This is a genomic window from Oceanimonas smirnovii ATCC BAA-899 (assembly GCF_000381965.1).
GTDB classification, from domain to species: Bacteria; Pseudomonadota; Gammaproteobacteria; order Enterobacterales; family Aeromonadaceae; genus Oceanimonas; species Oceanimonas smirnovii.
In genome coordinates this window covers 24293-39017 of record NZ_KB908465.1, presented here as the reverse complement: position 1 = coordinate 39017, position 14725 = coordinate 24293, and the positions used below count along the sequence as shown (strand labels likewise).

11 protein-coding genes and 1 CRISPR repeat array are annotated in these 14725 nt (G+C 53.6%); all 11 genes read right to left on the bottom strand.

What is annotated here, in order from left to right; translation table 11 throughout:
- Positions 1-18: 18 nt before the first annotated feature.
- The 11 genes from G364_RS16555 to htpX all read right to left on the bottom strand — a co-directional run bounded on the left by G364_RS16555 (position 19) and on the right by htpX (position 14664).
- Entirely contained in the window at positions 19-456 is a 438-nt protein-coding gene (locus tag G364_RS16555; RefSeq protein WP_019935464.1) for a DUF4144 family protein, read from the bottom strand.
- 90 nt (positions 457-546) lie between these two features.
- Positions 547-2615: direct repeats of the CRISPR family, unit length 28 nt; unit sequence TTTCTGAGCTGCCTGTGCGGCAGCGAAC.
- Between the two features lie 129 nt (positions 2616-2744).
- Positions 2745-3308, bottom strand: coding sequence for a type I-F CRISPR-associated endoribonuclease Cas6/Csy4 (gene cas6f, locus G364_RS0112360; protein ID WP_019935463.1), 564 nt, complete (start codon positions 3306-3308; stop codon positions 2745-2747).
- A gap of 1 nt (position 3309) precedes the next feature.
- Entirely contained in the window at positions 3310-4347 is a 1038-nt protein-coding gene (csy3, locus tag G364_RS0112355) for a type I-F CRISPR-associated protein Csy3 (RefSeq protein ID WP_019935462.1), read from the bottom strand.
- A 2-nt stretch (positions 4348-4349) separates the two neighbouring features.
- Positions 4350-5309 carry a type I-F CRISPR-associated protein Csy2 gene (csy2, locus tag G364_RS0112350; protein ID WP_019935461.1) on the bottom strand — a complete coding sequence of 320 codons (960 nt, stop codon included), beginning with the start codon at positions 5307-5309 and terminating at the stop codon, positions 4350-4352.
- Positions 5302-6597, bottom strand: coding sequence for a type I-F CRISPR-associated protein Csy1 (gene csy1, locus G364_RS0112345; RefSeq protein ID WP_019935460.1), 1296 nt, complete (start codon positions 6595-6597; stop codon positions 5302-5304). Before csy1 ends, csy2 begins: the two co-directional genes overlap by 8 nt.
- 47 nt (positions 6598-6644) lie before the next feature.
- A complete protein-coding gene (gene cas3f / locus G364_RS0112340) occupies positions 6645-9947 on the bottom strand; it encodes a type I-F CRISPR-associated helicase Cas3f (RefSeq protein ID WP_019935459.1) in 3303 nt (1100 codons plus the stop codon).
- Positions 9944-10921 carry a type I-F CRISPR-associated endonuclease Cas1f gene (gene cas1f, locus G364_RS0112335; RefSeq protein ID WP_019935458.1) on the bottom strand — a complete coding sequence of 326 codons (978 nt, stop codon included), beginning with the start codon at positions 10919-10921 and terminating at the stop codon, positions 9944-9946. Before cas1f ends, cas3f begins: the two co-directional genes overlap by 4 nt.
- A 99-nt stretch (positions 10922-11020) precedes the next feature.
- Complete coding sequence (locus G364_RS0112330) at positions 11021-11857, bottom strand: helix-turn-helix transcriptional regulator (RefSeq protein ID WP_019935457.1); 837 nt, start codon at positions 11855-11857, stop codon at positions 11021-11023.
- A gap of 71 nt (positions 11858-11928) precedes the next feature.
- The gene (locus G364_RS0112325) at positions 11929-12252 is read right to left on the bottom strand and encodes a helix-turn-helix transcriptional regulator (protein ID WP_019935456.1); all 324 of its coding nucleotides are present in this window, start codon (positions 12250-12252) and stop codon (positions 11929-11931) included.
- Positions 12249-13604, bottom strand: coding sequence for a type II toxin-antitoxin system HipA family toxin (locus G364_RS0112320; protein WP_019935455.1), 1356 nt, complete (start codon positions 13602-13604; stop codon positions 12249-12251). Before G364_RS0112320 ends, G364_RS0112325 begins: the two co-directional genes overlap by 4 nt.
- A gap of 184 nt (positions 13605-13788) precedes the next feature.
- Positions 13789-14664 carry a protease HtpX gene (gene htpX, locus G364_RS0112315; RefSeq protein WP_019935454.1) on the bottom strand — a complete coding sequence of 292 codons (876 nt, stop codon included), beginning with the start codon at positions 14662-14664 and terminating at the stop codon, positions 13789-13791.
- Between the last annotated feature and the right edge of the window lie 61 nt (positions 14665-14725).

Below are 14725 nucleotides of genomic sequence, written 5' to 3'. Positions count from 1 at the left end.
ATCAAAACACTCGGTTGATTATTGCATTTCCAACCAGACCACCAGCGCCACCGCCTCCTCGGCAGAGCGCACCGTCAATTTGGGAATGCAGCAAATACCCAGCCCGGCGGCAAAATGGCGCAGGCTGACGTTCAGTTCCGGCAAACATACTAGCCCCGGTAACGGCCGCCAGTACAGCCCTTCGTTCCAGCCCTGCGACAAAACATGCACGCCACCGGCACAGTCGATAAGCCTGTCACCCTCATGCCAATGGTGCTCATCAAGCACGGAAGCCCCGGCAATATGAATAAAATCATGGGTATCCGCACACTCGACAATAGCGGGAAACTGACAGTTCATAAGCAAACTCAGACAAAAAAGAAAACTATAACAGGCGGGGAAAAGCTGAGGAATGGGCCAACCGCCGTAATCGCTTACGGGCCCAACGCTTTCTGCGTTGATGAGGTCAAGTACCATGGCTGGCCCTCTTTGAATATTTCTATGAATATTTCTAAGTCGCCTAGATTGCAGCGGACTAACACATCAAGGCAACGCCGTGCCCGATCATTTCTGAGCTGCCTGTACGGCAGCGAACCTGTAGATTCAGGCATGTCATGTTGTGCTTGATTTCTAAGCCGCCTGTGCGGCAGCGAACACACCTATGGCCTCGGCAATGGCTTTGCTCACTTTCTGAGCTGCCTGTGCGGCAGCGAACCCAATACCATTGCTCCACCTGCTTGGCGCTGTTTTCTGAGCTGCCTGTGCGGCAGCGAACCACGGCTACGCGGCTGAACGACACCAGGTCATTTTCTGAGCTGCCTGTGCGGCAGCGAACTGGCCGTCTTCCAACCCGCGGCGCGTGTACTTTTTCTGAGCTGCCTGTGCGGCAGCGAACTTGGTCAGGATGCCGGCCTCGTTTTTAACGTATTTCTGAGCTGCCTGTGCGGCAGCGAACCACTACCTGGGCCGGGGCTACACATGGAATCATTTCTGAGCTGCCTGTGCGGCAGCGAACATTGAGGCGTTCACCTTTGGCGACCCCACACCTTTCTGAGCTGCCTGTGCGGCAGCGAACTTGATGCAACTTGTCAATAAGATTTTGCCTATTTTCTGAGCTGCCTGTGCGGCAGCGAACTGAATGCCGTCTTCATGTCGGCTTCTTCTTTTTTTCTGAGCTGCCTGTGCGGCAGCGAACATTACGGCACCAGCTTTTTAGAGTTTGCTTACTTTCTGAGCTGCCTGTGCGGCAGCGAACCGATTTTGGAATACTGCACAAAATTATCAGCATTTCTGAGCTGCCTGTGCCGCAGCGAACTAACCGGCGAATTCATCTTCATTACTGTTAGCTTTCTGAGCTGCCTGTGCGGCAGCGAACCTAAACAAGTACGTCACTGGCAAGGGCTCGCCTTTCTGAGCTACCTGTGCGGCAGCGAACTTTGGGGTAAAATTCAAAACGTTGCCTCTCGGTTTCTGAGCTGCCTGTGCGGCAGCGAACGATTATTCTGATGATGCTCATTCTCGAATTAATTTCTGAGCTGCCTGTGCGGCAGCGAACCATCATCAGAATAATCTACATCACCATAGCCATTTCTGAGCTGCCTGTGCGGCAGCGAACAAAAAATATCAACTAACACATCACCATCCACTGTTTCTGAGCTGCCTGTGCGGCAGCGAACATCCGCTCTAACTGGTTGCGGGCAGCGGTTAATTTCTGAGCTGCCTGTGCGGCAGCGAACGTGGAATGGTATTTATCGGGCAATGACAACACTTTCTGAGCTGCCTGTGCGGCAGCGAACATCGACGCGCTGATAGACCGCATCATGCTACATTTCTGAGCTGCCTGTGCGGCAGCGAACTTGTCAGCCTTACCCATCGAACCTCGCAGCATTTTCTGAGCTGCCTGTGCGGCAGCGAACGGCATGACCTACGGCGGCGCAACAGTCATTGGTTTCTGAGCTGCCTGTGCGGCAGCGAACATATTCATGCCGCGAGTCACTTCGTCGAAAATTTTCTGAGCTGCCTGTGCGGCAGCGAACTTAAAAGTTATATTTTGACCATCAAGAGAGCATTTCTGAGCTGCCTGTGCGGCAGCGAACTCTGCTGCTGGCTTTCGTGAACTTGCATTGCATTTCTGAGCTGCCTGTGCGGCAGCGAACGCCAATGCCCTGGCGAACGATGAGCGTGACCGTTTCTGAGCTGCCTGTGCGGCAGCGAACACAACGGTATCACCTTCTTTAAGCGTCAAAGTTTTCTGAGCTGCCTGTGCGGCAGCGAACATCGACGGCATAGACATAATCGGTGTCATCGATTTCTGAGCTGCCTGTGCGGCAGCGAACTCTTCACTACGCACGAAACCTTGTCGGCGCTTTTTCTGAGCTGCCTGTGCGGCAGCGAACACCGCTTTAGGTTACGCTCCCACTGGGTCTCTTTTCTGAGCTGCCTGTGCGGCAGCGAACTATATTTTAAACGAAAAATGAGGTTTGCCAGCTTTCTGAGCTGCCTGTGCGGCAGCGAACAACATGAAAACCCATAACGTACTGGCAAGGATTTTCTGAGCTGCCTGTGCGGCAGCGAACAGCGCCAGCCTGCAAGCGAAACATGATTTACTTTTCTGAGCTGCCTGTGCGGCAGCGAACTAGACATTAAAAACTGTAACGTCCTGATTGTTAAAGAACAAAGTCTATGAATCATCCTTTGCCCCTTTTATTCTGGGGCAAAGTAAGTGATTGATTTAGTTAAGTTAGTTTTTTAGCCAGAAAAAAGGGTCAGAACCAGGGCACGGTTGCCACAGAGCTTAACCCATAGCTGCTGAAGGTTGCTTTTTGAGGCTGAGCCAACAGCTTTCCCTGCTCAATAAACAAGTGAAAGTTCTGTCCGGTGCTCTGGCTGCGCAATTGCACATAGGGTAGCTCCGGTGAACGTTCTACATGGCGGGGAATTGCTTCTGCCGCTTGCTCATAAGTTTCACCTTTGCGTTTCATTCGGCGGCGGCGCAAACGCTCACAGCTGGTTTTAAACTGCCTCCGTGACACGGTTCGGAACTGAGTATTATTCGGCACAGGTAACACTTCCGAGCATTGCACATGATCGCTCATGCCTTTCAGCCAGTGCTGCTCCATCAGAACTGACAGCGCCTGCTTGGTACCATGCAGCCGAAGTCGCTCCCCCAGGCCTCGGGGAGCAAGGCTGTAGTCCGGAAAACTGAGGCCGATATTGTTGGCTTTCAGTTCAACCAACGCACGGTGCAACTTTCCGAACAAAGCTCCCATCAAAAAATGCTGCGAAAACTCAGGATCCGGCAGCAACCTGATTTCAAGATAGGTATCCATGTTAACCCGCCTCCCCGAACACCCCGCCACGGATCAGGGTGGCCATAACAAAATGCTGATCCCCTTCTGCCGGTACCTTGTCCTTCAGCACCCAGTTATCCAGCAGGTTATAAAAGTCGGCTTTGGCCTTGGGCTGACGATAGGCTTTGCCTTGTGTGGTCACCGAGCCATAAGGTTCAACGGCAATAGGGCCCAGCAGCACATTTTCATCCTGCGGATACCAGGTGTCGATGGTACGCAGCGCATTGCCGATTTTCTGGGAATGAATGCCGGCAATACTTTGCACCTGATAAAGTGTACGACTCTTGTCACTCTTGCCTTTATCAAGGATCAACTCCTGAGACGGAAACACTTCCTGGCCGGCACCCAAACGGGTAAAAGCGGTCACTTCCAGTAATACATGCTGTTCATTGGCCAGACCCAGCTCAATATGCTGCGCCAGCTCTTGTAAACCTGCGGGATTGTTGCCAGCTTCCTCAAAGTTGCGCAAAGAGTAACTGTGAGCATCAAAATTCCATACCTGTTCATGCTTACCCTGTTTAAGTCTGGCGACTTGCACTTCCACCTGTTCTGCTCCAACCCGGTTACGCCACAGAAACCGGGCATTAGCGAGGTTACAGGCGTAACGTTGTGCCAGCGGCGCAAAACCATGTTGCTGCACATACTCCTTAATCACTTCGGTCAGCTTGTGCTGATAATCTGCATTGTTACAGGCAGAAGGTATACCGGCTCCCGCCAATACACGCAGCGTGAATTTCACCATCAGGGTGTCAGCATTTGCGGGGAGAGTCGCCACATCCACGGTCTGAAGGTTGGGGTTTTCAATGGCCGCATCCAGCTTGGCCGGATCCTGATCTTTGGTCTTCAAGCGGTTGGAAATGGTGCCGCGTACAGACTTTTCACGTACTTCCACAGGCTGCCAGTTGCTCGTCTGGTCTCGCTCTTCCCAGTTGCCCGCAAACATCAGCGCATCGGACACATCCAGCTTGCGCTCAAACGCCAGTACGGATGCAGTTTTCAAAGTATCTTGCTTGGCCATGTTCAAAACTCCTTGTCTTGCAGGTTCAGGGAATAATCGTTATTTAAACGGTAAGTACCGGTATCAAGACCATTGTCCACATACCAGAGATAATCGTTAAAGCGCTCAAAACGGTGGGGGCTGAGCCATTGCCCGATGGAGTACAGCCCTTCCACAAACCGGAAAGGGGTAGTCTGATCACGGGCAGCGTCCACTGTGCCGGCATCGTACAGCTCAGATAATGCGGCAAACCCGATAGGAACGGGCACCAGCCAACCCGGATAATCCCGCCGAATACTCCATTCAACACTGTCGTCTACTTGCCGGCATTCATGATTCAGGCGAGACAGATCCAGCCAGGCGTCAAGCAAATCGGCGTCTGGATTTTGCTGTTGCCTCAGTTCAAGGTGCTGCTGCAACAGATCATCCCGCAGCACCAGGGCAAAGCCGGGCAACAGCTGTCGTGTTAAACGGCGCAGCTGCCTTTTACGAACGTCTGCGGCTTCATCCACGTTAATCAGCCAGGGCTGATGTACCCTTTGGCCAGGCAAGGCTGGCTGCACTGTGCCACCGGCCACACGCAGGGTGGCAACCAGGTCTGCCACTTGTTGAGCAAATGCCGTCTGGTCATTTAGCGGTTCATCCTTCAGATCCACTTCCAGGATCAAGCTAATCTCTAGATGAATACGCCCTTCCTCTACAATGGCGGCGGTTTTGCCGGTTTTATCCACGGGGTTACGTGTAAGGTGAAACGCCCGCTGATACCCTCCCTGAGTAACTTGCGCTTCATGGTGATGGCACACCACGCCAATGCCTGGAAAAGCCACTTTCAGGCCGGCGTCAGCACATTTGCGTTCAAGCGCATGACTCAGACCAGCAAAGGCCGTCATGGCCGGAAAGCCCCAGGTCAGGTTGCCAGAAATGGCATTGGCATTTTGAATGCGCAACCGCGGCAAAATAAGCAGGGTATTTGGTTCAGTCATCAAGCACCTCCCGCAGTGCATTCAGTTTTTTATGAACACGGCTCATCCACTCACTGTGCTCACCATCCCCTACCGGCAATTTGCCCAGCGCCTTGTTTACCTGGTTGGCAAAACGATGCTGTACCTCCTTTACCCACTCCCCCGCCATTCGGCGAGCGGCAACGTCTTCATCCTGTTCGGCACGCATGGGGTCAAGCCAGAGTTGCTCGGCCTCCACCAGCTGACAATCAGGGTCGGCAGACCAGCCCGGCTCCAGTTGCTGAAAATAAGCACTGAACAGGATCATTTCATCGATCAGGGCATCAATATAAGCATCTACCCGTGTGCGGGTCCGCACATTGGCCGGCGGGTTGCTCAGCAAAAAATCACGCAATTTGGCCAATAGCCAGCGGGGCTGCTGCTGACGCACAAAACGCGGAAACACTGAATCTGTCTTCAGGGGTGGGCGCTGGTCACGGCTTTGCCAGACCGGCGGCAGCGAGCACAGCAAGTAATTATTGCCACCACGCTCGCTATTAAGCTGAGAAATATTTTGAGGCTTGGTGCCGCCCAGTTTCTGAACAGCCAGGTTCGGATAATCGGCATACCCTGTTTCCGATGCTTTATTATCACGCCTTGCCTGCCGGGCAGCCTTGGCCTCTTCACTGAACCTGTCATGCTGAATATGCTGGTATACCCTGTGTACCAATGATGACGGATAAAGTGGCGACAACAGATGAAAATGATCATTTTGGGTGGGATCATCGCCGGTAAGCCAGTAAATCTGCTTGGCGCGCGTACTGGAGCTTACTTTACTTTTGTTATCAGTAATGGATGCAAAAGCATCAAGCCACTCCTGTGCCTTTGACGCATCATCATTCAAGGCCGACAGCAAGGCCGCATCCCGCTCCAGCGATCTGGCCAGCAGTGTTTTGCCTTGATATTCCAGTTTGAGGAATTTATAGACATCCAGTGCAGCCGCGTTGCCAACTACATCGGTGGCATAATTTTCTTCAAGTAAATGGCTTCCAACCCAGGGGTGAGCGGCCAAGAGCTCAAGTGGCGCAAACAAGCTCGTGCCTTTGGCATCTGGATGTATTGCTTTGAGCGTGTGAGAAACAACCTGCAGCTGCCCAACACGACGCGCTGCATCTTCCACCCAATTTTCAAACCGATACTGAAGCTGCAAATCCTGATATTTGGGATCATCAGGCTCCAGTTTTTCAAGCTTGGCCGCCAGTCGCTCATCAATAAATGACTGCATCAACTGGCGCAGCTCTGCGCTTCGTGCGCCGGGCTCCAATGCCATGTTGCCTCCTTTAGTTAAATCCATAACGTTAAGCCACAAGCGCCTCATTATCGGCGCACGGTAAACCCAAGGGCCGGGTGAAACTCCCAGCCATTGTCTTTTTGATCCAGTGACAGTGTGCCAAAGCGCTTTGCACATACATCGAGAGGCAGCTCCATTTTTTCGGCCAGCGCCTCCAGTGCAACCAGATAGTCTGCTGCGCCCCAGGTCACGACGCCTTGGGCACATGCAAGCTGAACCTGATGAAGAAGATGATCTACCGGAATGTACAGGTCTGTGCGGTGTTCTCGGCTGAACTCAACCTTGTGCAGTTGCACGTTTACACCGTCTTCATCGGGCAGCAGCACCAGGTCATCCTGTATGGCATGACTTTCCCGAAACGGCTGGCGGCGCTGCAGAATGGACGTCAGCATGGCACCAGAGTGCAGATAACAACGGGCAGCAGACAATGGCTGCACTGGCTCAGCCCTGCGCCGGCGGCGGTTACCACCAGCACTTACCTGTGGTATTTGTTGGCCCAGCATTTGAGCCTGCAGCCGGGCATGCTCCAGATCCACCAGGCTGGTTTTAGCGTTCAGCTCGCTACGGGGCAAAATTCGTGGTCTGGCATCAATCACATTCCGCTCTTCAGGCAACAGCAGCTGTTCCAGATCATGACTGCTCAGCAAAAAGTCAGCACTTTCAAAGCCGGGCCTGCAGAATGCGGGCTTGCCCTTGTGCTCCAGCGCTCTCAGGTTGGTATGTAACAGCGCAATATTAGGTGTCTCGTACACTTCCGGCCGGTGACGGCGAACCCGGCCGGCAAGCTGAATAAGCGAGCGCATGGAGGAAGGCTCCACAATAGCCCAGTCATAGTCGTGGTCCCTGCCGACCTCTGCTACAGGGCTGGCGAGCACAATAAACAGCTGATCCTGCTCAGCATGGCCATCAATTTGCCGGCGTATTTCCGGCAGCTCAAACACGGCATTGCTGTCTTTTCGGTTCAGTGCGCTATCCAGCTGCTGCTCAATGGCTGAGCGGAGCAGTAACGGATATTGAGAGTGGTAAACACAAAGGTGAATAAGGGTGCCGGTTTCAGCACCCATGGCATACATGGCCTTGGCCACCTCAACCATGGGTTCAATGTTGGCCATGCGCGCCAGGCCAAAACTCACCCGCTTGTGTGAGTAAGGATCCACCGAATGATGAGCCTGATGCAACACCATGGCCTGCTGCATCAGATCCTTTGCAAACCCGTAGCGCAACAGCTGAGTCTGGCCGGTTAATGTGGACAAACGCGCCAGCTCTGCCCGCCGGCGTACGTCGTCCCGGGCAAGCTTCTGAGCACGTTTTTCCACAAAACGCTGGTGTGCCCGAGCGTAGCTCGCTTCATCCGGGCAGTCATCATGCTGGCGGTCATGCTCATCAAACCAGGCACAACAGATATTTACTGCCGTGCCCGGCTCTCCCCTGTTGCGCTGAAATTGCTCACGCCCTGCCTTGTAGGCACGAAACAGCCCCTCTGCTAAAGAAGGAGGAATAGTGGCCGAAGACAGCAACACCCGGCTGCCAAGCAAGCCAGTCCAGTAAACCAGGCGGGTAAGGGCAGGCAGGTCGTTAATGTCGAAATCATCTATTTCATCCAGCACCAAATCGCTGCTGAGCAAACGTAACATGGGCGCAATCTGATGACCGCCCCGCTCGCTTTCCGTTGCCGGGATCAGATGATCCACCGTACACACCAGCACAGGTGCCGAAATAAGGGCCTTTATCCTGTCATCATGGCAGGCCGTTTTCAGTACCGGGTGCTCGGAAAAGTTGCCTTCAAACACCACATGGCTGTCTTCCGGTACCAGAGACTGAGACGATGCCGAGCCACTGGCCTCAGCCTGAGCCTCATAAAATTCATATAATTGGCGGCTGGCGCTGCCACCAACCCTGACAGCCAGCTCGTCATCTCCCAGATGCAGGCGCTCACGATAAGCCTGACCAGTTTGCAATGTGAGCGTTCTTAACCCCAATGCCACGGAAAATCGAGCACCTTGCTGAGGATTGGCCAACGCATAAAGAATGCGACCATTGGCCAGGGTTTTGCCACAGCCGGTGGAGGCCATGTTAATACCGAAAAAGCCCTGACGAGCAGCGCGCGCCCTTAACCCTTCAGCCAGATCAAAAGCATGATCCTGCCACCGAAAACGCGCATGCTGGCTGCGCTTTCTGAAACCTTTATGGCGGGCCAGACGGGGCAAGTTTTCATTCAGAGTGGACAGATGATGACTGACACTGCGGCTGACTTTGGCCACGCCCAGCAGATGCTCATCCAGCCGCTGACAAAGCTCGCCGGTTTTGCGGTTGGTATTGGCATAGAGAGGATAATCAGCTTCGCCCTTAACACGCTGGTTGGGTGCAGACAGGCTGGAATAATGATGGTCAGAAAGCATCAGCGACAAACGGGCCAGGTGCATTACATAAGCATTACTCAGCCAGCCATCAGGAGATCTCTCCAGACGCTGCTGTAAACGTTGCGCATATTTTGCAGCTTGTGTACGCCAGCGCTTGGTCGCCACCGGCAGTGGCGCGTCAAAGATCCAGTAAGGTGCTATCTCTTCGGGATCAGAATGGTCAGTGCGTTGATTCCACTGTGAGTCTATATCTGTTAGCGGTAACTCCAGCTCTTGCGCTCTCAGGCCTTCCAGAGTGGGCCTGCCTGGCAGGCGATGATGAGTGATAATCAGCCAACCTATGGCCTGAGCCAACGGCGGTAGCGAGCGAAATGGATAAGGAGCCGTGTTATCCATTCCGTCCTTTACCAGATTATCCAGCCAATCATGCTGAAGACTATCCGCATCAGCCAGGCGAGAGAGCCAGCCAGCATCGTCATCCTTACCGACAAATGCCTGAAATACACGCAGCGATATCCACTCGTGACGGTAAATGTTGGCACCTTGCGGACCTTTGCCCAGCAGCCTTTGCTGAAACGCCTTACAAGCCTTGCCCACATCGTGGAGCAATGCCGCCAGCGCCGCCAGTAACTTGATGTCTTCTGCGGTATGCCAGTCGTTTTCATCCTGCTGACGCAAAATGTTGCGCCCTGTGATGTTGGTCGGCACCGTGCCCTCCGCATTAAAACGGCTGCTGTCACCCACGACCCACATCAGCTCACTATGATCCTTGCCTCTAATCCAGTGGCAGGCTACCGCCGTATTTTTACGGGCGGTTTTGCGCAATAACCTGCGCAGGGTGGTCAGACCATCCCAGGTAATGGGGGTTTGCCAGGCCCGGTCGCCCTTTCGTTCGGCAAACTGATCCAGAATGCGCCGGGTTTCTGTCAGGGCGTTTTTATTGCAACGGGAAATCAGCAGCACATTCATGAGGCCACTCCCCCAAGCTCTGTTGCTATGTCTTTGAGAGTGTCCACCATAACGTCCAGGGCTTCGGCGCGGGTCAGCGATTCAATACAGTGCCGGCGAAACTCCTGCTCTTCTTCACCTTTCACCGCCGACAAAAACGCCTGAGGCAAGACCAGGGCGTCTTTCACCAGATCGGCGGCGTCAAACACCAGTCCTCCCCGACGGGTTTTGCCGTGCAGCACCGCCAGACCATGAGGCAAGCCCAGCACCCAAGTGGCGGTTGCCCCCAGGCCATAAGCCAGATAGTTTCCATGATCCAGAAAACGGTTGGCCGGATCGGTGCCGCTGCCCCGCTTGGCTCGCACAAAATCGCCATAAGACACGGCTCGGGCCGCCAGTTTGAACAGATGTTTGGTCAGGCGCGCTTCTTCGGTTAATAAACCGGTTACGTTAACCGCCTGCTGAATATTCTGCCGGTGCTGCTCCAGCAGCGGCACCAGATGATCAGCGGCAATATCAAATCCCTGCTCTTTTAACTGACGGTTATCCAGCCAGTGCTTTTGCAACTGCTTCAGTCTGGCCAACTGAATTTTTCGTGCCGCTTGCAGCCGTTGCTCATCGTCAAACCAGAACCGTACCCAATTCTGTAAATATTCCGTGGGCCGATATTCACTTTGTGGAGAAAACCAGGCTACATCAACATCCACCTCATTGGCGCTGAACAAAGGTGTTCCGCCCCCGCCACAAAAACCAACCAGCACTCCCGCCTTGGCCAGCTCCCGCATCGCGGCCTGAGTCACGGAAGTGCCAGTACCCAGTAAAACTGTGGTGGTGTTGGCAATGGGAATATTCCAGTAATGAGAGCGACGACCTTCATCGGTGACATATTCCACTCGACCGCCCTTCACAAGCACCCGGCAATATTCCAGATAATAAATATTGGCGCGCTTGGAGTGCAGTATGGTTTTCAGATCTGATGGTGAAAAATCATCCATGATATTGCCCTTACTTAAATAGCTACTTTTCTACTCTGCCCTTTCTGTTACCAAAGGCCAACCCTGTACAAAAAACATGTCGCGTCACTTTACAGGTCTTTAAAACAACCACTCCTTCACTTCATTCTGGTTGGCCAGAATGAGCTGCTGGGCGGCGGGGTTGATGTCGAGCATTTTGGTGTTTATCTGCATTTCACGCAGCAAATAGCCGGCCAGGGCGGCGCGGGTGTTTATTTCGAGCCTCCCGTTATGCATGGCGTAGTCGTGGATCAGGGCTTGTTGTTGTTCGGGGCTTAAGCGGGGATCGGGGGTGATGTGAAGGGTGATGTGTGTGTTCCAGCGGGTGTCGGGCGGCAGTGGTGCCAGGGGTTTGCCTTCCGGTGCTGGCACACCGTGAAAGCGGCTGAGAACAAAATCACGGTAGTTTTGCGCTTTTTCACACCAGGCGCGCAGGTGCCAGCGGCTGCCGGTATTCACAAAGCGCACCGGCACGATAATGCGGCCATCGCGGTCAGTGCTGCTTACCGCGCCATAGTCCACGTCCAGCCGTTCATGATGACGCAGGGCGTGCACCAGCGGGCGAATAACATTTGGAGATACATTTCTGGCCGGCGGCAGCAGAATGGCATGTTCCAGCCGGTAGCCTGGGTCGGCGGGCATGGTGTGTGCGCTTTGGCCGGTCACCCAGTTGAGATATTCCGCCACGTCAGCGGAAATATGGGCAGGGTTGAAATGTTTGCCGGGCAAATAGCCCTTGCGTGACGGGCAATATTCCAGGTTACCGGTGTGATCCTGCTGATATTGGTTAATATCTTTGCTGGCCTGCTGCCGGCTGATGCCAAAAAACTGCCGTAAATGGCCGGTGGTCAGCCGGCCTTCCCAATAGCTGATTAGCTCAATTAACCAGTAACGGCGGTGTAGTTCGGGCTTTATCATGGCGTCCGTGCTTTTTGTTTTTCACCATTAAAGGCATTTAGCACGGAAATAACAAGGATATGTGTCTTTTTCTACTCCTCAATCTCGGAGCTGTCTTTTTTTATCAGCATTTTTCTCATCATGGCCGGGCTTCTGGGCACCAGGCCGGCTTTCAGCCCCAGCGGTCGAAATACCGCGTTCAGCACCGCCAGGGTGGGGCTGCCGGCGTTGCGCTCAATATCCGACAGGGTGCGCCGGCTCACTCCCACCATATTGGCGTAATCGGTTTGCGACATTTCCAGCAGTTCCTTACGCAGGGTTCGCAACAGCTCGCCTTCGGTGATGTCGCCACTGAATAATTTATCCAGCAGTGAGAACAGCAAGGCTTCTCGTGCGGCGGGACTTTTTTTATTCATACCAGTCCCCAGTTTTTCAGTTTGTCGTCCAGATAATCAAACCCCATTACCGGCATATTCAATATGCTGTCGGGCACACCCCGTGCGGCTAGTCTTGGCTTCAGCCCCGTCAGCTTGCCGGCAAGCGTTTGCAGCTCCTGCAGCAGATGGCTGGGCTCGGCAAGGTCGGCAAGCTCCTCGGCAATAGCCTGCCAGTTGTACTTACCCCCTTCTTCCAGAGGGCTGCCCCAGCTGGTGGAGCGGGGCACCATTTCCGGATCTGCTTTCATGGGAGCAAAGTCATATACTGGTGCCAGCCAAATACCTTCAGGCGTTTTAAGCAAAGCCGTATTACGGCCGTGGTTATCGGAATTACCAAAAGCTACATTCAACAGATCCCGCTTCACCCATTCAATCACAAACGCCTGGCGATCAAACGACTCGCCCAGTTCGGTAATGCGATATTGCTGCTCCAATAACGCAATCACGCTACGTAACACCTGCTGATGTTTCAGATAGCTGCCGGGTGCCTTATTTAACACCGAATATACCGACTCCAGCCCATAGCGAGTTAGCTTGCCCTTTTTTATGGCCACATCAAAGCGGGGCAACCAGAGAGAAGGAAAGCGCTCACCTTCAAGCAGCTTCATATTGGCTGTGCTGATGGTCTCTATGCCAAGGCTCTGCAGCTCTTGATAATAATGATATTCGGCACGCAAAATATCGCAGTCGATGGCGCTTCTGTTATTACGTGGAAACTTCACCAGATAATGAGCATCCGGCGTGTAAAGATCATCCTGAAAGGTATCTATCCAAACTTCATTTTGAGCAGAGCAGCGCAGCAACAGCTTTGGGGCCTCGCCTCCGGCACCGGTGGCACCGCCACTGGCAGCACCCATTTGCTGGGCATATTCCAGAAAATCAGTATTGCGCTCTACCACTTCCGTTATGGCAAAGCGACGTTGCTTAAGAGTGCTTTTTGCCGGCAGCTCGGGCAACGATTCCTTGATACGTAAATTACCAACCGGCGCTATGGTGCCATGGCGCAGCAGCTCTGTGTCTTGCCGCTCTGGCGTGGTATTGCTTAACCCGAGCTGATTCACCCAATATCGGCGGGCTGCCCCCGCAGGCATAATGTCATCAAGAAAGCCAAACCATACTGGTGCCTCATGGGGAATCATCAGTTCAACCGGCAGCGTTAACCCGCAAGCATGTTCATCATCGCGATATTGATGGTTAACAGCGTAATCAAATTGATAGTCCAGCCGTACAGGGCCACTTCTTCCCAGCAGCGGCTTTTCAAGGGTCAGCTCGGCGGCATCGTGCCAGGCGTCACCATGAAATATCTGAATGGTCAGAGCAAGAGGAGGCATAACATCACCAATGTGCAAATTATTACTCAAATATACATCAAGACGTGATTTTTGAGCAAATTTACGCTCAAAATAAAGTGTTATCGATAAAATTGAGCACTTTCTTGCTCATGGGGAATATTTGAATAAAAAAACCCCGGCGTGCCGGGGTTAAAGAGACCAAACTACAGGGTTATTGCAACTATCAGCGCATGGTTCGCAGCGCGTGAATACGTTTTTCCAGCGGCGGGTGGCTCATTAACAGCTCGCTTTGCTGCTTGCCGTTAATACCAAAGGCCGCGAGGGAGCCTTCCAGTTGTGATTCGTGGCCGTGGCGCAGGCGCTCGAGGGCGGCGATCATTTTTTCACGGCCGGCCAGGCGGGCACCGCCTTCGTCGGCGCGGTATTCGCGCTGGCGGCTGAACCACATCACAATAATGGAGGCCAGAATACCGAACAGCAGCTCCAGCACCATAACGGTAATAAAGTAGGCAATGCCGCCCATGCCGCCGCCCTGCTCTTCTTCATCATTGCTGAGAAAGCCGCTGATCACGTTGGCCACAATGCGGGCAAAGAACATCACAAAGGTGTTTACCACACCCTGAATAAGGGTGAGGGTCACCATGTCGCCGTTGGCCACGTGGCTTACTTCGTGGGCCAGCACGGCTTCGGCTTCGTCACGGCTCATGCTGTACATCAGGCCGGTAGACACCGCTACCAGGGCGTTGTTGCGGCTGGCACCGGTGGCAAAGGCGTTCATGTCGGGTGAGTCGTAAATGCCCACTTCCGGCATGCCAATGCCCGCCTGCTGAGCCTGGCGCTGCACTGTGGTCAGCAGCCAGTGCTCCATTTCATTACGGGGTTGTTCAATCACCTGCACGCCATAGCTGCGCTTGGCCATCCATTTGGAGATGAACAGCGAGATGGTGGCACCACCAAAACCAAACACGGCGCAGAACACCAGCAGGCCGCCCATGCTGCGGCTGTCTATGCCCAACACGGAGAATACGATGTTCAGCACCACGCCCAACACCAGCACCACGGCCAGGTTGGTGGCAATAAACAACAATATGCGTTTCATCAATGCTTTCCTTACATCAGGGAACTAAAGACATAATATGTCCGGCAACGGGAATTTCAAG

Bases quoted from the DNA above. Each gene is read 5' to 3' on its own strand.
- csy3 (WP_019935462.1), bottom strand. From the start codon at position 4,347: ATGGCCAAGCAAGATACTTTGAAAACTGCATCCGTACTGGCGTTTGAG.
- csy1 (WP_019935460.1), bottom strand. From the start codon at position 6,597: ATGGCATTGGAGCCCGGCGCACGAAGCGCAGAGCTGCGCCAGTTGATG.
- cas1f (WP_019935458.1), bottom strand. From the start codon at position 10,921: ATGGATGATTTTTCACCATCAGATCTGAAAACCATACTGCACTCCAAG.
- G364_RS0112325 (WP_019935456.1), bottom strand. From the start codon at position 12,252: ATGAATAAAAAAAGTCCCGCCGCACGAGAAGCCTTGCTGTTCTCACTG.
- G364_RS0112330 (WP_019935457.1), bottom strand. From the start codon at position 11,857: ATGATAAAGCCCGAACTACACCGCCGTTACTGGTTAATTGAGCTAATC.
- G364_RS16555 (WP_019935464.1), bottom strand. From the start codon at position 456: ATGGTACTTGACCTCATCAACGCAGAAAGCGTTGGGCCCGTAAGCGAT.
- htpX (WP_019935454.1), bottom strand. From the start codon at position 14,664: ATGAAACGCATATTGTTGTTTATTGCCACCAACCTGGCCGTGGTGCTG.
- cas3f (WP_019935459.1), bottom strand. From the start codon at position 9,947: ATGAATGTGCTGCTGATTTCCCGTTGCAATAAAAACGCCCTGACAGAA.
- cas6f (WP_019935463.1), bottom strand. From the start codon at position 3,308: ATGGATACCTATCTTGAAATCAGGTTGCTGCCGGATCCTGAGTTTTCG.
- csy2 (WP_019935461.1), bottom strand. From the start codon at position 5,309: ATGACTGAACCAAATACCCTGCTTATTTTGCCGCGGTTGCGCATTCAA.
- G364_RS0112320 (WP_019935455.1), bottom strand. From the start codon at position 13,604: ATGCCTCCTCTTGCTCTGACCATTCAGATATTTCATGGTGACGCCTGG.